This is a genomic window from Streptomyces hesseae, from assembly GCF_031845785.1.
Taxonomy (GTDB): Bacteria; Actinomycetota; Actinomycetes; order Streptomycetales; family Streptomycetaceae; genus Streptomyces; species Streptomyces hesseae.
Window position 1 is genome coordinate 1 of the sequence record NZ_JAVRFI010000034.1, and the last position, 18537, is coordinate 18537.

Annotated in this window: 9 protein-coding genes, 1 tRNA gene, 1 pseudogene and 2 CRISPR repeat arrays; of the genes and pseudogenes, 7 read left to right on the forward strand and 4 right to left on the reverse strand. The window is 68.2% G+C overall.

Annotated features, from left to right (window positions below):
• Positions 1-853: 853 nt before the first annotated feature.
• Complete coding sequence (locus RM609_RS31780) at positions 854-1210, forward strand: hypothetical protein (RefSeq protein WP_311615679.1); 357 nt, start codon at positions 854-856, stop codon at positions 1208-1210.
• 2714 nt (positions 1211-3924) lie between these two features.
• Here the strand turns inward: RM609_RS31780 and RM609_RS31785 are convergent.
• A complete protein-coding gene (locus RM609_RS31785; RefSeq protein ID WP_311615681.1) occupies positions 3925-4236 on the reverse strand; it encodes a hypothetical protein in 312 nt (103 codons plus the stop codon).
• A 91-nt stretch (positions 4237-4327) separates the two neighbouring features.
• Here RM609_RS31785 and RM609_RS31790 point away from each other — a divergent pair, with 91 nt between their 5' ends.
• Positions 4328-4474, forward strand: a complete 147-nt coding sequence (locus RM609_RS31790; RefSeq protein ID WP_311615683.1) for a hypothetical protein — start codon at positions 4328-4330, stop codon at positions 4472-4474.
• 648 nt (positions 4475-5122) lie between these two features.
• A CRISPR array of direct repeats spans positions 5123-5700; the repeat unit is 28 nt; unit sequence GGACCATCCCCGCGTGCGCGGGGAGCAG.
• 559 nt (positions 5701-6259) lie between these two features.
• On the forward strand, positions 6260-6424 hold the full coding sequence (locus RM609_RS31795; RefSeq protein WP_311615685.1) for a hypothetical protein: 165 nt from the start codon (positions 6260-6262) through the stop codon (positions 6422-6424).
• Positions 6425-10656: 4232 nt separating this feature from the next.
• Here RM609_RS31795 and RM609_RS31800 read toward each other — a convergent pair.
• Entirely contained in the window at positions 10657-10959 is a 303-nt protein-coding gene (locus tag RM609_RS31800; protein WP_311615687.1) for a hypothetical protein, read from the reverse strand.
• On the opposite strand from RM609_RS31800, the gene RM609_RS31805 reads away from it, so the two are divergent.
• The 3 genes from RM609_RS31805 to RM609_RS31815 all read left to right on the forward strand — a co-directional run bounded on the left by RM609_RS31805 (position 10958) and on the right by RM609_RS31815 (position 15459).
• On the forward strand, positions 10958-11080 hold the full coding sequence (locus tag RM609_RS31805; protein WP_311615689.1) for a hypothetical protein: 123 nt from the start codon (positions 10958-10960) through the stop codon (positions 11078-11080). The two genes, RM609_RS31800 and RM609_RS31805, sit on opposite strands and share 2 nt — an antisense overlap.
• A 540-nt stretch (positions 11081-11620) precedes the next feature.
• Positions 11621-11955: direct repeats of the CRISPR family, unit length 29 nt; unit sequence GGGGTCATCCCCGCGTGCGCGGGGAGCAG.
• Positions 11956-13452: 1497 nt separating this feature from the next.
• Positions 13453-13998: a Uma2 family endonuclease gene (locus RM609_RS31810; RefSeq protein ID WP_311615691.1), complete on the forward strand. Its 546-nt coding sequence runs from the start codon at positions 13453-13455 to the stop codon at positions 13996-13998.
• A 984-nt stretch (positions 13999-14982) separates the two neighbouring features.
• Positions 14983-15459: a hypothetical protein gene (locus RM609_RS31815; RefSeq protein WP_311615693.1), complete on the forward strand. Its 477-nt coding sequence runs from the start codon at positions 14983-14985 to the stop codon at positions 15457-15459.
• Positions 15460-15528: 69 nt separating this feature from the next.
• On the opposite strand, the pseudogene RM609_RS31820 reads toward RM609_RS31815, so the two are convergent.
• Positions 15529-15762: pseudogene (locus RM609_RS31820) on the reverse strand (transposase); the annotation flags it as partial.
• Positions 15763-16183: 421 nt separating this feature from the next.
• Between RM609_RS31820 and RM609_RS31825 the strand changes: the two are divergent.
• A tRNA-Asp gene (locus RM609_RS31825) sits at positions 16184-16263 on the forward strand.
• Between the two features lie 509 nt (positions 16264-16772).
• Here the strand turns inward: RM609_RS31825 and RM609_RS31830 are convergent.
• Positions 16773-17141: a hypothetical protein gene (locus tag RM609_RS31830; protein WP_311615696.1), complete on the reverse strand. Its 369-nt coding sequence runs from the start codon at positions 17139-17141 to the stop codon at positions 16773-16775.
• Positions 17142-18537: the final 1396 nt, after the last annotated feature.

Genomic DNA, 18537 nt, shown 5'->3' on the forward strand with positions numbered 1-18537 from the left:
GTACCGGCTCCGGCGGTGTAGGTGTCTTTCACCTTGACCTCGGTAACACCCCGGCCCTCAGGGAAGACACCGCGCCAGTCACCGGTGACATGGAGCTCGTCAGTACCCATCACACGAACGACCATAAAGCCCACGTCACCCGCAGACCGCCAGGGGAACGGCAGGCTTGGTGCTCTCTACTGCAGCCGTAACAGGAAACACGCTGACGCCCCGCTCCACGGTTCGCCGGCCGCCTTCCACCTCACAGCCACGGCCCCGCACCCCACCCAGTAAAACCAAAGCAAGACCACACAACCACCTTCAAAACGAAGACGCCAGAGCGCAGCAGCGCCTTCGAAACAAACCGCCCAAGCACCCCCGGGTACCGCCCGGACACATCCCGCGCCCGGGCGGAAGGCCGTTCCCCAACCGGTGACCGTGACGAACACCGACAACCAGGCAACCACCACAGCCGAAAAAATGGGCAGTGGGGCCCGTCGTCACAACCGGCGGGACAGGAGCGGCACCGGCGCGGCAGGAGGGAACCGCCGGAGGCTGCCGGACCAGCACGGCGCCACCCGCCAGCGACATCACGCAAAGGGGGGCTCCCGGACTTGATCCGGAGCCCGGCTACGACACCAGCCCCTGCCCACCCTGTATCACGCTCCGGCCGCCCGTTGCCGAGCCTCCCTCCGGCATAACGCCCTGCCGACGAGCGCGGACTTGTCAGACGTGAGTACTAGCGTGTCCGGCTATGGCTGACATCTTCTAACTCATACTCACACTGGACCTGCGCGACGAATTGTCCGAGGCGGAACTCGCCGAGCTCCGGTGGCACCTCGGGCTGGGCCCCCAGCCGACGGCCCTCCGCATCGTGACCGATTTCCCGTTCGTGACGGAGGGCGATCACGAGGAACTCATCATCGAGAACCGTCCCGAGCCCCTTCTGGGCCACCACGGCGAAGCGACCAAGTCAGGCGGGGCACTCGTCTCGGTCCTGCTGCGCAAACAGGACACCCGGCCCGATGCCTGGGCCCTGACCAGCAGACAGGAAATCCACCCCGACGACTTCGAGCGCACCGGCGAACTCCTCACCTGGCTCGCGGACAAAGCCGGCGACCCTCACCAAAACCCCGACGGCAGCATCACCCTCGGATGGACCCGGTCCCATGAAGAGCACCAACCCGAACCACTGGCGGTACATGACGGCGCAGTCATCTGGCCGTCATAACCGCATCCTCAGCCGACCGGCACCGACCACGTACAAGCCCCGGTGACAGTCCCACGAAAGACACCGCCTTCCCACAACCCACCGACGCCCCGTGCTCCCCGCGGTGCTGAGGCCCAGCCGTGCGAGCACCTTCCCACAGCCCGACACGCCAGAACCCCGGAGATGTCCAGCCCCGTCGCCGACGACCCGCACAACCGGAACACACCCAATAACCACTAACTCGCTAGCCAGCCGGCTAGCGAGTTAGTGTCCATCCCCGCACACGCAGGGAACAGCTCCTCTTCGCGGCGACAGCCGACCGTCAGAAAGGATCACCCCCACGCGTGCGGGAAGCAGACCAGGGACAAGCAGTCGCACCAGTGTGCGGGGGGCATCCGCGCGAGCACGGGAAGCGGGGCCTTGGCCGACGGGCGCAGCGCGGTCATGAGGCACCATCCCCGCGTACGGGGAGCAGAGGCCAGGCCGTACCTTCCGGTGACAGCATCAGGGACCATCCCCGCACGTGCGGGGAGCAGTGCGGATTGCCCGGGGTCCTTCAGACAGCACTCGGGTGCATCCCCGCGCACGCGGGGATGCAGACCACCGACACGTCCGGGCCTCCGCTCCCGCCGGGACCACCCCCGCACGCGCGGGGAGCAGGAGGTGAGCTGCATCGGACTGTACGTCCATGTCAGGTCCATCCCCACGGGCGCGGGGAACAGCGGGTTTCCACGCCAGCATATTCCGGTCGATGGGGTCCATCCCCGCAGGCGCCGGGAGCAGCCAGACCGCCAGCGGTCAGGGGTCATCCCCACACGTGCAGGGAGCAGGGGCTGCGGCTGCGTTCCTCGCCAGCCTCGGGGGTCATCCACGCGAGCGCGGGGAGCAGCTTGCCCGCCTCGTGGAGGAGGTGTCCGGCCCGGGGGAAGCAGTCTCGGACGGACGGTATCGCCCCACCGGCCGTCGGGGTCATCCCCGCGCGGGGAGCAGCTCTTCTGAAGTTCAGGGGCTGATCTTCTCCTCGGGTTCATCCCCGCACACGCGGAGAGCAGTCCAGTGGGACCGCGAGATTAGCAAGACCGTCCGGGCCATCCCCGTACGCGCCGCCGGGAGCAGCATCAAGCGGCGTCCTCGTGGTCATCGAGCCCGGGACCATCCCCACGCGTGCGGGGAACAGACAGCGTCCGGCCCGTTCGTCATGTCCAGCGCGGGTACATCCCCGCACGCACGGGGAACAGCCGCCATCGGCCAGCCCCGACGAACCCCTCGCGGGTCCTCCCCACGCGTGCAGGGAACAGGCGAGCATATGCGCATCGCCGGTGGGATGTTGGGTCCGTCCCCGCACACGTAGGGAACAGCGACCCTCATAGTTGAAGTCAGCGTGGAGGCGGGAGCATCCCCGCACGCGCCGGGGAGCAGGCAAAGCCGCCGGTGCCGACCTCCGGGCGGTGAGGACCATCCCCGCGTGCGCGGGGAACAGTTGTGAAATCCACGGCGGTGTCCTTGAGGCCCGGGGGCATCCCCTCGTACACGGGGAGCAGATCGCCAGGTAGCGCGAGTCCTTCTTCGTCGCGGGGTCATCCCTGCACGCACAGGGAGCAGATGAGCGGGCCGATCAAGCCGCCGCCGACCGCGGGACCATCCCCGCATGCAGGAAGCAGAAGTTCTCAGCCTCGGCCCACTCCAGATAGCTGGGTTCATCCCCGCGTATGCGGGGAGCAGCCGACGTTCGGATCGCGGGCCGACGGCCCCCGGGGGAACATCCCCGCACGCGCAGAGCAGTGGTTCCACCAGGCACAGCACTGGCCTCGGTGGGGTCCATCCCCGCATGCGCGGGGAGCAGTTCAGCAGCGGCCAGGCCGGTTTCTTGGTCTCGGGTCCATCCCTGCATGCGCAGGGAGCAGGGCACCGATGCGTCGCTGCCGGATCTCGTGCGGGGTTCATCCCCGCGTACGCGGGAAGCAGCCCACACCGCCCTGTTCTGATCCTGGTCGGCGGGGGTCCATCCCCGCATGCGCGGGGAGCAGATCGCGGCGTCCAGGTCCGGGACGCCGTCCGGGGGTTCATCCCCACGTGCGCGGGGAGCAGATGTCCGTGGTGCCGTCGTAATAGAACGGGACGGGTCCATCCCCGCACGCATGGGGAGCAGCCGTCTGGTCCACGAATCCCGCTCCGCCTCGCTGGGGCCATCCCCGCGTGCACAGGAAGCAGCTACCTTGCGAATCAGGGACTTTGACGCATCTTGGTCCATCCCCGCATGCGCGGGAAGCAGACAAGAAAAGGAGCCGGTGCTCGCGTCGCCGCGGGCCCATCCCCGCGTGCGCGGGAAGCAGCTGCTCGGAATCGTCATCGTCCTGTGCGTCATGGGTCCATCCCCGCACGCGCGGGGAGCAGTCCCGCCCGCACACACGGCCTTTCCGGGTACCGGGAGCATCCCTGCGTGTGCGGGGAGCAGCTAGTCAACGTGTCCGTGGCCACCGACTTCCCGGGGCCATCCCCGCACGCGCGGGGAACAGCCGCTTCTGGCCCTGAACGGCCTTCGCAGCCGGGGGACATCCCCGCGTGCGCGGGAAACAGGCCGGCAAGTGGCGCAAGACATACACGTCCACGGGTCCATCCCCGCACGCGCGGGGAGCAGGACCCAGCGTGCCGCATCTGTGGCGCCCGCCCGGGTCCATCCCCGCGTGCGCGGAGAGCAGACCTTCGACCGCATGTCATAACTCTGGGCAACGGGATCACCCGCACGTGCACGGAGGACCGGCGATTTCACTACTTTGTGGCGTGGCCACCAGGGGTTGACGGGGTGGGATGAGGCTGAAGACTGCCCACAGGCTTCTGCCATCGGGGTCGGTGTCCGTGCCGCAGCTGCCGACGTCCTTGCGTGCGGCGATGGTGCGCAGTGTCCCCTCATCGGCCGGGGCGAGGCCCTGATGGTGGCTGAGGAGCACGATGAGGATCTGGTCGTCCTTGGGGGCCATGTGCAGGCTGATCCGGCCCGTGCCGTCCGAGACAGCCTGGCCGGTGAGATCGGTGACGAGCTCGGCCACCGCTCTCTCGTCGAATCCTGTGTGGCCCCACTCCCTCAGCTGCGCAAGGACACGGCGGCAGGCGGTCCTCGCCGTCCAGGGATACACCGTCATGGGCCAGTTGACGCCGCGCCGGTTGGCCATCATCGGACGGCCACGACTGCCGGCCGGTGGCGTCCAGGTCTCCACCGCGGTCTGCGGGTCCGGCGGGTCGGGGCTGATGGGACGCTTCGGTGGCGGCGGAGTCTTCGGCGGGTAGGAAGGCGGCACCTTCGGCCCCGGGCTCTCAGCTGATGGCAGTGGCGATCTCACCGGGTCCTCCCCATGGGGCGACGTCTCCCGTGGCCCAGTACCGTACCGCCACCACCGGGCACCCATCCAGGACAGGCACCGGTTCTCTCCACGGACCGGCATCGCAGGGAACCACGCATGCTCACCAGCCCGTGACCATCACCAGGCAGCCGCCGCACCACCCCTGACCCGAGCAACACGTCACCTCCCGGTACCGGAAGAGCAGCACCTCGACCGCACCCCCACCCCACCAGCACCACACATAAAACAACACCACACGCACACCCCGGCACGCCCGGCCACGGATCTCCTCCAGAGACCACTTGCCGACGAGCCGTATGGGGACAGTGCCGAGAGCGGGACCATACCCGCACGAGCAGGGAACAGACCCCGCGGGATTCGTCTTCCGCTTCCCCGCCAGGTCCATCCCCGCGTGCGCGGGAAGAGGCAAGGGCTACGTCCAATGGGGCCCTAACTACAGGCCCGTCCCCGCGTACAAGGGACCATCCCCACGCGGACGGGGAGCAGGAAGACAGGCGCATGATGGCGAAGACCGCCTGGGGTCCATCCCCCGCGCGGGAAGCAGCTCAGGACGTGCGGCATTGTCAGGGGCTTGGGGGCATCCCCGCGTGCGCGGGGAGCAGCAACTGCGCCTCGATGAGCTCGCTTCCAATCCGGGACCATCCCCGCGCGTGCAGGGAGCAGCTGCCCAGACCGGCCAGAGTCGGCCCGGCCAGGGGACCATCCCCGCGTGCGCGGGGAGCAGGGAGTAGCCGGTCACCGCCCCGACCGCCTGAATGGGACCATCCCCGCGTGCGCGGGGAGCAGATCACCAGCCGGGGGCCGACCCGCCAGGGCTCGGGACCATCCCCGCGTGCGCGGGGAGCAGAGCTGATCGTGCCGTCGTACCTGGGCGGCATCAGGACCATCCCCGCGTGCGCGGGGAGCAGTTCTCGAACTTGTCCTTGCCAGCGTCGTGCATGGGACCATCCCCGCGTGCGCGGGGAGCAGCGATGCAGCTGCTGGTCACCCCGTCCGTCCTCGGGACCATCCCCGCGTGCACGGGGAGCAGAGGCGGTTGCGACCGCCGATGACGAAGAAGCAGGGACCATCCCCGCGTGCGCGGGGAGCAGCTCCGGCGCCGACCACGAAGCCACGAACTCCCGGGACCATCCCCGCGTGCGCGGGGAGCAGACTCCGCGACCTGCACCTTTACAACCGGGCGAAGCCGTTTCCGAGCACTTCCACCGACTCCGGCATACAGAACATTCCGTCTCTGCTTGTTCTCTGAAGAGCTGACTGGCGGTGGCATGGCGCAACCAGCATCGCAGACCCGGCCGCCCGCCGGCCGGTGCCCGTCAGGAAGCGGCCGGGACGCCGAGAGGACCGCCCCCGCGCCACGGGGAACGCCCTGGCCGGCAGGCCCGCCGGCATACGCGTCCGAGGGCTTCCCCCACACAACGGGCCGCATACGATCCAGCGCGGCGCAGCACGCAGGGTGCGGGCGCGCCGCGTCCCCGCGCCCGGCGCAGCGCAGAGTCGCGGTGCCCGCCAGAGAAAGGCCCCCGGCCGGGATCCCCGGCCCGGCCGTGAGGGCCCGTCACTGCGCAAGACGGGACAAGGGAGCAAGGAGGCGCCCAGATAACCGGAACAGAAGTTCGGGGGCTGGTGGTAGCGCGGAACGCCATGTCTCGCCACCTGTCCGCGGCAGCGGCACTGGCACTAACCTCGGTCAGTGAGGAGGAGGCTGAGGATGGCCCGGGAGCAGGAAAAACAGTGCGACGCCTGCAAAGGTGACGGCCTGACCGAAAAGGAGCAGCACTCGGTCGAGCTCGGCGAGAACGGCAGCCAGGTCGCCGTGACACACCGTTTCCTCTCTTCCTGCACCCACTGCGGAGGATCAGGAAAGGCACGATGAACCAGAAAAAGGAGACTGCTGCGGACCAGGGCGGTCAGATGCGCCCCGTGTTCACCTGCCTGAGCTGCGGGTGCGTCTACCTGCCGCCGAAATCCATGGAATACCCGGACCCGGGCACGAAAGCCTCACCCCTGCACTGCAGCGCGGAAAGGTGCCGCGAGCAATGCGAAGAACTGCCCGAACCGGTACGCGCCATGATGAGCAAGGCCGCGTGGTCACGCGCCGAACCCTGGACGAACCGGGAACTGTCCCCCCTGCCCGAGCGAGCACGCGCCCGCACCACACGGCGAGCAGGCCCCCGGACCCACCGCTCAAAACTGCACTGACCAGACCCCGGTAAGCCCAGCCACAGAACACCATCGGGGGCCAGGGGACATCCCCGCACGCGCGGAGAGAAGGTTCCCCGCCTCATGAGCTTCGCCAGCCCGAAGGGGCCATCCCCGCGTACGCGAGGAGCAGCCGACCACGGCGTGGTGCGTGTACCGCTCGCGGGGAACAGCTTGGCGCGTGCGGGGAGCAGCCGAGTGGCCCGTGCGGGCTTCCGTAGATCTTGGGACCATCCCCGCGAGCACGGGGAACAGGGCTCACGCCTGCACCCAACTACTTGCCGGGCCCATCCCCGCGCGTGCGGGAAGCAGTACGCCATCGCCCCGCAACGCCGTATCGAGCTGGGACCATCCCCACGTACGCGGGGAACAGTCGTGCGCCCACTTGGAGGGATCATCCCCGCACACGTGGGGAACAGCCGCTGGGGCCGAGGGCATCGGCGTTCCCGCCGGGACCATCCCCGCGCGTGCGGGGAGCAGCACCCGGGCCGCGATCGAGAACGCCCCGCGGGGGGGACCATCCCACGTGCGCGGGGAGCAGCACCTCGCGCAGGCCGATTTCCAGTGGGCCGAGGGACCATCCCCGGACGTGCGGGGAGCAGCGACAGCAGCACGCCTTGCAAGTGGCACTGCCGGGTCCATCCCCACACGCGCGGAGAGCAGCAGGTGCTCGATCACCTGCCATGTGGCCGGCCGTGGCCATGCGGGGAGCAGTCGCACGGACGGCAAGGCGTCCTTACTCCTCGCGGGACCATCCCCGCATACGCAGGGAGCAGGTCTTGCTGCGGTGCATGATCTCGAAGACACAGGAGTCATCCCCACATACACGAAGAACAGCTCAGGTGGTTGGGATCACCGAGCGGGGTGAAGGGCATCCCCGCGTGCGCGGAGAGCAGCCGGTCGCGGCCCTGATGATGGCCGAGAAGGAGGGGTCATCCCCACACGCCCAGGGAGCGGCTTCAGCCGCTCGCCCCACGATGGCTGGCGCCGGGTCCATCACCGCGTACACAGGGAGCAGGAGGGCGGTCTGACAGACGCGGAGGTCAACGCAGGGTCATCCCCGCATGCACGGGGAGCAGGCGAGCACCGCGTCGCGGAACCAGGACCAGTGGGGTTCATCCCCGCACGCGCGGGAAGCAGAAGACGGTGTTCGTGGTGGGCTGTCCCGTCCAGGGGCCATCCCCGCGCGCACGGGAAACAACCCGCGCGCAGACCAGCCGCATGACAGCGGTGGGACCATCCCCGCGTGCACGGGGAACAGTAGAGCGTGACGGTTGGTGCGTCGAGCATGCGGGGTCCATCCCCGCGTCCGCGGGGAGCAGCACTCGTGGCTCAAGGGGCGGGCGGAGCGCGAGGGACCATCCCCGCCCACACGGAGAACAGACGCAGACCGACTTCGCTCTGGCCGCGTGACCAGGCCATCCCTGCGCGTGCGGGGAGCAGATGCCCACCCCAGCCTTCCCCAGGAGCGGGACGCCGGGGACCTGGGCCGTGTACCGGCTGGTGGGTTCATCCCCGCGTGCGCGGGGAGCAGAAGGCCCTGGGGATCCGCTCCCCGTCCCAGGTGGGTCCATCCCCGCGTGCGCAGGGAGCAGGACACGGCGGGGGCCTGGCGGCTGACGGTCGCGGGTCCATCCCCGCGTGCGCAGAGAACAGCCTCGATCACCGGAGAGAATGACGTATCGGTTGGGACCATCCCCGCGCATACGGGGAACAGAGCAACGATGCGCCGCTGCCGGATCTGGTGCGGGGTTCATCCCCGCGTGCGCGGGGAGCAGGTTGACGGTGCGGGTAGCGGCGCGGAGCTCAAGGGTCCATCCCCGCGTGCGCGGGGAGCAGACTCCGTGACCTGCACCTTTACAACCGGGCGAAGCCGTTTTTGAGCACTTCCACCGACTCAGACATACAGAATATTCCTCCCCTGCTTGTCGTGGAAACCGATGGATAGCAGCACAGCCAGCCCAGCATCCCAGACACAGCCGCCGGCCGGCTGACCTCAACCCATCCCCGCACGCACGGGAAGCAGCTCCGCAGGATCAGGGAGTAGAGGCCGGGCTCGGGGCCATCCCCGCATGCGCGGGAAGCAGGGCTATTGGCTCCCGAAGCCACCGCCTCTCACGGGTCCATCCCCGCGTACGCGGGGAGCAGCAGGCCACGTCCCTGCAGGTGGCCTGCCTGGCGGGTCCATCCCCGCACACGCGAGGAGCAACCCGGGTTCCCCGGCCTCCCCGGTTAAGCCGGGTCCATCCCCGCACGCGCGGGGAGCAGAGGCGCTCCTGTCCCCCGGGGAGGCGTGCTCGGGACCATACCCGCACACACGAGGATACGAGTACCGTCGGCAAGCCCCGCGCCCCGATAGGCACCGTCCCCACACGCGCGGGGACGGTGCCGGCTGGAGCTGCGACACGGCATTGCGCAGGGAGCCCCGCAAGCGCGGGAAGCAGAAAGCCAGCCGCTGATGCCCGCCCTTGTAGTACGGATCATCCCCGCGTGCGCGGGCAGCAGCTGGTCAACGTGTCCGTGGCCACCGATTTCCCGGGTTCATCCCCGCGTACGCGGGGCACAGCTCGACCGCCCCGGCCCCTGGGGTTCATCCCCGCGAGCGCGGGGAGCAGGAGGTGATGCGCGTGACGCGCCCGCCCTCGATGGGTTCATCCCCGCACGGGCGAGGAGCGGTCGTTCTGCAGCTGGGTCCACAGGCCGGCGGCGGGGCCATCCCCGCGCGTACGAGGAGCAGGTGTTCCCCTGCCCCATACCCGCTGACGTGGCGGGGCCATCCCCACACGCGCGGGAAGCAGCAGCGCCGCGGCTGCCTGAAGGGGAACCACGCCGGGCTCATCCCCGCGTGCCGGGGAGCAGAGCACTCATGGGCTCTGACCGTGGACGGGGCTGGGGTCATCCCCGCGTGTGCGGAGAGCAGGCCGATCTCCAAGTCCACCCAGTGCAGGGTGCAGGACCATCCCCACGTGCGGGGAACAGTTGGTCTCCTTGTCTACGAGCCGCGAGGGGTCGGGGCCATCCCTCCGTGCACGGGGAGCAGGCCTCGACGGCGCGGGGCCCGGTGTCGGGCATGGGACCATCCCCGCGGGCGCGAGGAACAGGTCTTCCCCTTGGCGCGAGCCTCGTGCACCTGCGGACCATCCCCGCCGTGCGGGGGAGCAGGGGAGCCTCATGAGCACCGTAGAGATCGTGTCGGGTCCATCCCCGCACACGCGGGGAGCAGGGAGGAGTATGAACGCCTGGGGGGAAGTAGGCGGGACCATCCCCGCGTGCGCAGGAAACAGCACGCACGCCATGTCGTCGCCGACCCTGCGACGGGGGCCATCCCCGCATACGCGGGGAACAGACACGGAGAACGAGAGACTTGACGAGTGGGTTGGGGCCATCCCCGCATAGGCAGGGAACAGAGGGCGTAGGCGAAGTAGATGATCGCGTTGTCGGGCCCATCCCCACGCGTGCGGGGAACAGGTCAGCCTTGAGGGCCCCGGTGCGGGTGAGCTTGGGTCCATCCCCGCACGCGCGGGGAACAGTCATCGAGCTGACGCACTCCGATGCCCTCCGGAGCGTCATCCCCGCATACGCGGGAAGCAGTCCTTTGCTGGAATCTTCGCGTAGAGGTCCATAGGTTCATCCCGGCGTGCGCAGGGAAGCAGAACGGGCCGACGACACCGTGCGCGAGCTCCGGGGAGCCATCCCCCGGGCGCGAGGAACACGAGGACTTCAACGGCAGGACGACCACTGGCCGGGGGCCATTCCCGCGCGTGCGAGGGGCGGTCAGCCACCGCTCTCTCGCCGCAGCCAGCGTAACCCCACTCCCCCAGCTGCGCGAGGACACGGTCGCAGTCGATCCTCAACTGTCGGGTGGGGGACCCGGTGGGTCCGGTGATCGGCTCACCGGGCAGTTCTTCAGCCGGTGGCGTCCTGGCCGATCGCCCGGATGATGTCGGCAAGCCACACCAGGTGGTAGCCCAGGGCCCCGTCCTGATGCACGAGCAGATCCTCAAGGTGCTGCCACGACTCCGAGAGCTGCCCGATCGTGAGCACTTTCGGCTCGTTGAGAACGTCGTAGAGCCCATCACCGGGGACAGACCAGAAGTACTCGTTGCGGAGCGCCACGGTGTGGCCGGCTGACGCTTCCATATGCCGGATTACTGCGTCGAAGACATTCCGAAGCTGAACAAGCGGGATCTGCAGAGGTTCACTGGCCATGAGCACCATCCTGGCGCAGCCACGCCGGACGGCGACAGTCTCGCGGGGCACGGTCGAGCGCGGACAGACCGAACACGGCCAGGCCGGCCGCGCGGCGCAGCAGCCTGAGCGGCCGGTGTGACTCGCGGGGCCAGCGCCGGATGGGCGGGTGGTACCACCACCTGGGGCTATCCCCGCACGTACGGGGAGCAGTGAGCTGGGGTCGAGACGAGAAGAGGCATCCAGGGACCATCCCCGCGAGCGCGGGGAGCAGACTCCGTGACCTGCACCTTCACAGCCAGCCGAAGCCGTTTCTGAGCACTTTCACCGACTCAGACATACAGAACATACCCACCCCCCACTTGTCACGGAAAGCTGAAGGGCGGCAGCACAGCAAGCCCAGCATCCAGACACAGCCACATGCCGGCTGATTTCGGCCCGTCCCCGCGCGTGCGGGAAGAAGCAACCCTTCAGAATGCCGTCGAGAGAAGCAAAGTCGGGTGGATCCGTCCCCGCACGCGCGGAGAACAAGCAGCGGGCGTGAATCCGAGTTGAAGACGAGGGGGGCATGCTGCATACGCGGGGAACAGCTGGCGGATCCTCGTCCGGGTTCCCAGGGCTTGGAGTCATCCCCGCGCATCGGAGAGCAGCCATGCCGGTCCAGGAAGAGGATGCCGTGCCCGGGGCCATCCCCGCGTGCGCGGGGAGCAGTCCACAGAACTGCACGTCAGCGCCGCTGTGCCGGGGTCCATCCCCGCACGCGCGGGGAGCAGAAGTCCACGGTGCCGTCGCGGGGATCCCAGTTGGGTCCATCCCCGCGTGCGCGGGGAGCAGGTGCGCGAGTCGATGCCCGCCTCCGCCGCGAGGGGTCCATCCCCGCGTGCGCGGGGAGCAGGAGCGCGAGCAGGACAAGCAGCGCGAGGCGATGGGGTCATCCCCGCGTGCGCGGGGAGCAGGCAGACGTCCACGTGCTCATCGGCGAGGGAGGGGGGTCATCCCCGCGTGCGCGGGGAGCAGACTCCGTGACCTGCACCTTTACAACCAGCCGAAGCTGTTTCTGAGCACTTTCACCAACTCGGACATACAGAACATACCCACCCCGGCTTGCCATGGAAAACCGGCAGACAACAGCACAGCCAGCCCAGCATCCCAGACACAGCCACACGCCGACTCATCCCTGGGAGAGACCAACCAACACCTGCGACACCCACCCCGCCCACCAGTTCGAGGCCATCCAGCGTGTCCCCGCATGCGCGGGGAGCAGGCGTAGACCGTGGCCGCGCCGTCGTAGTGCTTGGGTTCATCCCCCACACACGCGGAGAACAGGCTGTGTTTCCCTTCTCTCGGCGCAGCAGGGCAGGTCCATCCCCACACGCACAGGGAGCAGATGGCCGCGGTGACCGCGCCGTTCCTTCTCACAGGTCCATCCCCGCGCACACGGGGAACAGGCCGGGAAGAGGTGCTCGACGAGGCGTCGGTCAGGGCCATCCCCACACACACGAGGAACAGCGCTGGGACTCACCGCAGGCGGTGACCAGTAGGGGACCATCCCCGCGCACGCAGGGAGCAGGATGTCGTCGGCGTGCCGCAGCTGCCGGACGCAGGACCATCCCCGAACGCGCGGGGAGCAGCGGTCGTCGAAGTCCAAGTCGACGTCTGGAGGGGGACCATCCCCGCGCGTGCGGGGAGCATCCCCACACGGGGAGCAGTTTGAGCAGGCCCAGGAGAAGACGGACCGCGAGGGACCACCCCCGCACGCGCGGGGAGCAAAAGGACAGGATGTTCGCGGTGAGCGCGGGGTCGGGTCCATTCCCGCACGTGCGGGGAGATCAGGGGTTCCTCGAAGGCGGTCATACAGCCAGGGAAGAACCATCCTCGCACACACAAAACAGCTGACAGCAGCACGGCGTTCCAGCCTCCGCTGCCGCGCCCATCCCCCGCACACACGGGGAACAAGACGTGCTGTTCCGGCGCACCCGCCACATGAAGAGACCATCCCCGCACGCGGGGAACAGAGCACCGTCGGCAGCTTGGGGTAACGCAGGACGGGTTCATCCCCGGCGGGTGCGGGGAGCCGGCCGGCAGCAGTCCGCGACGGGGCTGCCGTGGGGACGGGGACCCATTCCCCGCGTGCACGGGGAGCAGGCAGCGTCCCGGCACTCCAGGCCGGAAGCCGAGGGTCCATCCCCGCCTGCGCGAGGAGCAGTCCAGAACGGACGCGCCTTTCGTCCCGAGGTTGGGTTCATCCCCGCGAGCGCGGGGAACAGACTCCGTGGCCTGAGCCCTTACCGGCTCCCCCAGCGATTCTCAAGCACTTCCCTCAAGCCCGTCATAACAGAAATAAAGGCTGCTTCATACCAGACCGCTCACGCATGGGAGCAGCCGGCCCGGGCGGTCAGGAGACGGAATACGGAGGACCCGGCCTCAGGAAGCGGGGGATTCCCGCCCCCAGCCGCTCCCGCCCCCTAGACTTCACCACCGAGACCCGATTCCCTCCGAGGAGGAATACCCGTCATGAACCCCGAGCACTTCAAGCTGCTGGAGGAAGCGCGCCGCGCCCTCCCCGACGGGTTCAAGACGGAACTGTCCGGCGACATCATCATCATGCAGGCCTCCCCCTCCGCCATCCACCAGCTCAACCTGAGCAAAATCCGGAAGCAGTTCGACGAACACGTCCCGGCCGGCTACATCGACACCGGGAACACCGACCTGGTCTCACCGCAGACCGCGAAGGTACGCAACCCGGACCTCACCTACCTGCCCGAAGACGCGATGACCACCACGGAGAGCAGCGTCCCGGCAGAACTCGCCCTGATCGCCGTGGAAATCGTCTCACCCTCCAACCCGGAAAACGACTGGGTCGGAAAACTCCGCGACTATCCGCAGATGGGCATCCCTCTCTACCTCGTCATCGACGCACGGCAGAAAACCGTCACCCTCTTCAGCGAACCCACCAACAACCGCTACCGCATGAGAGAAGACGCGGAATTCGGAGAACCCGTCCACCTCCCCCCACCCTTCTCCTTCACCCTCAACACCAGCACCCTCCACCCCTACTGACCCCACCAGACACCCGCAAAACCAAAAACAGCAGACAGAACACACGGCGCAGCAACACCCCCAGCCCCATCAGGCAAAACACCACCCACGACACCACGAGCCATCCCCACACACACGAAGAGCCATTCACCGCGAAGCCAGGCCAGAAAGCCTTGAAAAGCCCACCCCCCGCGCGGAAAGCAAAGCGCCGGCGGCACGGGCACAGCACCACGACCGGGACCACCCCCACACACGCAGGGAGCAGCGGTGCCAGGCGCTGTCGAGGTGGAAAGCGCCGGGTCCATCCCCGCGTACGCGGGAAGCAGGAGGTGAGACCGGTGGCGGAGAGCACGGTGAGGGGGCCATACCCACGCGTGCAGGGAGCAGCGCGCCTCCTGATCGCAGCCCTCTGGACGGGTGGGCCATCCCCGCACACACGGGAAACAGCTCGGTGTTCTCCCCGGTGAGCTGGAGCGTGGTGGGTCCTATCCCCGCGTGCTCGAGGAACAGTTCCGACTACGGCAGCCGGGGCACCGTGACCCGGGTCCATCCCCGCGCCTGCAGGGAAGATCAACCGGCCTCCCTCAACACGCTTCGGTGTAGGGCCATCCCCGCGTGCGCGGGAAGCAGTGAACGCACCAGCGTAGAGCAACCCCTCAGGCCGTCGCGAGCAGCACCCAGAGCTCATACTGCCGACAGGACGGCCTACTCAGTACGTGCGGTGCGGCCTCGGAAGTCGTTGTCGTGACAAGCGGCGGTGATCCTGCGACTGCGGGGTGTGAGCATCACTCGGAGACCCATATGATCGTCGATGTTGGTCGCTTGCCGTAGAGGGGGAACGTGTTGCGGGCTCGAAGGACGGTCCACGCACTATGTTTGATTGGTGCGATTTCACCCCTGTTTGGGTGCGGGACCGGAGCCAGCGCTGAAAAGCACAGCTCCGTCCAGGGCGACACGCCTTCGTCGCAAGCCGTTAGAGCCTTGGGTAAGGAGCAAGTACGAGCGGTGTTACCGGACTCGGACGACGTACCTCCCGGCTGGAAGAAATCCGGCACGCTCAGACTCGATGGCGCCAACCCCGAAGACGGCGGCAGCCTAGCCGCCGGCCGCCTGGGCTACGCTGCGACCGACCTCGAAGGCACTGTTGGATTCGGTCTCCAGACTTACCGGAACCGAGCTCAGGCCATCGGCAGGTACACGGAGAGCAAGTCCAAGATGGCAAGCGCCCAAGCGGGGCGCGCCCAGTTCCCGGACGTCGATGCCGCATTCACGGCCTCCGACTGCATCGATACCACTGCCGGGCGGCATTGCAGCACCTCGATCACTCTCCGCCTGGACTCCGTTTTCGCCTACGTGGTCATCAACACAGTTGGCCCAACCACCGCAGCCGATCCCAAGGTCCTGAACTCTGTCACCCGCATGTTCACCCAGCGCATCCGGCAAGCACAACATGGGCAGCCCCCATCGGCAAAAGCAATATAAAACGACAGACGTCTAACTCTTCAGATTCACTTCAGGGCGTGTACGGATCTTCGTGTAAGCCCTCGGGATTCACTTGGCGTTGAGCCGGTCCTCGAAGAAGAGTGAGAACTGATTCAGTGCTTTCTTCCAGTGTGCCGCGACGTGGTTGACGTCGCGCGCTTCGGGGGTGATCTGCTCGCGGACGGCGAGGTAGAGCACCTTCAACGCCGCCTGCTCGGAGGGGAAGTGCCCGCGGTTGCGGGCGGCTTTCCGCAGTCGTGCGTTGATCGACTCGACCAGGTTCGTTGAGTAGACGACCGTCCGGGAGCTGGGGCCATCCCCGCGAGCGCAGGGAGCAGCCGGTGACCTCTGGCGCACGGTCTTCAGAGGTGGGGCCATCCCCGCGCGCGGGAAGCAGCTCCCGTCCCTGCTGCAGGAGTCCAAGCCCCTGGGACCATCCCGCACGTGCGGGGAACAGAGGATGCGGATGGCGACCTTGACCTGGTTGTCGGGGTCATCCCCGCGAGCGCGGGGAGCAGACTGCGTAACCTGCACTTCTACCGGCTCCACCGGCGATTCTCAAGACTTCCACCGAACCCGGCATAACGCGGCCAACCACGCGGGCGAGAACAAGAGCCATACCCTTCTCCCCAGAGCCCGCATACCCAAGACGAACGCCGAGGGCACAGCCCACCGCCTGACACTGTCCGGCGAGAAGTACTCACAGACTACAATCACCGGCAAGGACGGGGTCGTAGCACAGAGGTAATGCGCCGCGATGTCATCCCGGAGGACGTCGGTTCGAATCCGACCGCCCCGTCCCCATCCACCCTTTGAGGCATCGACGCAGACCCCGGCAGAACCGCGGCGAACACTGCCTCACGACCACCATCCAGACGGAACCAAGGCCAGGACCATCCCCACACACGCTGGGAACAGGGCCGTCCCTGATCGGGATACTGCCAAGGACCGGGGCCATCCCCGCGGGCACGGGGACGGAGGGCCCGGGCGGCTCGCTGCACGAGGCCCGGGGTGACGAGGTCGTGACGGTCCTTCGCACCCGCCGCTGAGCCGGTCCTCCGGATGGACGCCAACAGCGCCGAGCCACTGGAAAACTTCAAGCCAGTACGCGTCGGCACAATCTGGTTCCCCGATACCCCGGACATCCCCCCGGCGCGCGCTGACCACCACACCCCGCGGGATAGTGGGCCCGTGCCATGTCTCAGAGGTCCGGACTTCCCCCGAAGCCGGCGAAGAAATGGGAGTTCCCGCGCTGTACCCCTGAGCAGGACCACGGGAGCCGGTGAAGGCCCGCCATCGACGGCTGGAGCCGCTCAGAACGGCAGCCCGATCAGCCCCCATCCGCGACAGCGGGCTTCGTCGACGACCTCCGCCCAGCCCTGAAGAAGCGCGGCGAACTCCTCGAACCTGCCGACCCACCTCCCCGGGGCAGCCGCGTGGAGGCCGAACGGTTCGCGCAACGCCTCGAGCCGAGGCCCGGCTTCGGCCCACGCCCGTGCCAGGACCGGCACGTCCTGCGGCGGGCAGTAAACCCACACCGCGCCGTACCACGGCTCGGCGTCCCCTTCGTCCCGCGGTTCGCCCTCACTGCCGGGCAGGTCCCACACCAGCCCGGCGAGGAACGTGTCCAGCGCACCGCGAAGGCCGGCCGGGAGGTGCCCGCGAACTCGTACCGGGCGCACCACACCGGAATCCCCTCAGGGGCAGGCGGCAGCCAGACCCAGCCCTCCTCGACCGCCCCGTCATCAACATCCGGGTCCACGGCCTCAAGGAGCACACCCTCACGCTCAAGGGCGGGGATGTTCTCCAGTTCGACCCAGTCCACTATCAGGACCGTGATGTCTGCTCCCATGACTACGACCCTACGGTCCAGCACGACCCACCCCACGCCATCAACGACAACGCTTCAGTGATCAATGAAGCGGTGCCCACCCCCGCGTACGCGGGGAACAGGGACAGTCTCCCGAGTCCCCCGGCACGCTGATGGGACCATCCCCGCGCGTGCACAGCCGTCGGCCGCCATCTCACGTCCGGCCCGGGAGACCATCCCCGCACACGCGGGGAGCAGGAGCCCGGGATGCCGGTGATCATGACTTGGGGGTCCATCCCCGCACACACGGGGAACACACGATCGACCTGATCAAGTACGGGCGGATCTGGGAGGCATCCCCGCGCGCGCGGGGAGCAGGTCGTGGTCGTGGACTTGAGGTGCCGGGGGCCATCCCCGCGTGCACGGGGAGCAGACTCCGTGACCTGCACCTTTACAACCAGACGAGGCCGTTTCTGAACACTTCCACCGACTCAGACATACAGAACATTCCCACCCCTGCTTGTCACGAAGAACTGACAGGCAACAGCACAGGAACCGGGGCCATCCTCACGCCTACGGGGAGCAGTCGGTGACCGCATCAGTCGGAGACGGTCACCAGGAGCATCCCCGCACGCGCGGGGAACAGGCCTGCTGCGCGGCGAGACCTTCGGCGGCGCCGGGGTCATCCCCGCGAGCGCGGGGAGCAGACAATGTCCCGCCGGCCCTTCGCGGGGTCGAAGGGTTCATCCCCGCACGCGCGGGGAGAAGGATGCCCCCGTGTGCCCCGAAGCCTCCACGCATGGCCGTCCCCGCACACGCAGGGGCAGCCGTCACTGCCATCGCCAGTCTCGCCCTGCAAGGGGCCATCCCTCGCGGGCGGAGAACAACTGGCGATCTCAGCCGGGTCGATGCTTCCACCGAGACCATCCCCGCGTACGCAGGGAGCAGATACCGACCGGTGAAGCTGACCGTATCCAGGCGGGGGCATCCCCACGTGCGCGGGGAACAGAGCATGGAGCAGGTCGCCTTCAACCTATACCCGCGTGTGCAGGGAACAGGTGCGGCGATGGGGCCAGGTGGAGGGCCCGTGGGGGCCATCCCCGCGTATACGGAGAATCTGACATTCAGGCCTGGGGTGTCCTGGCGGTCGGGTCCACCCCCGCGTGCGCGGGGAACAGAAGGCCGAAGAGAGCGTCCTCGTCTGCCAAGGGGGACCATCCCCATACGTGCAGGGAGCAGTACACCGGGCCAGCACCCGCGTCGATGGC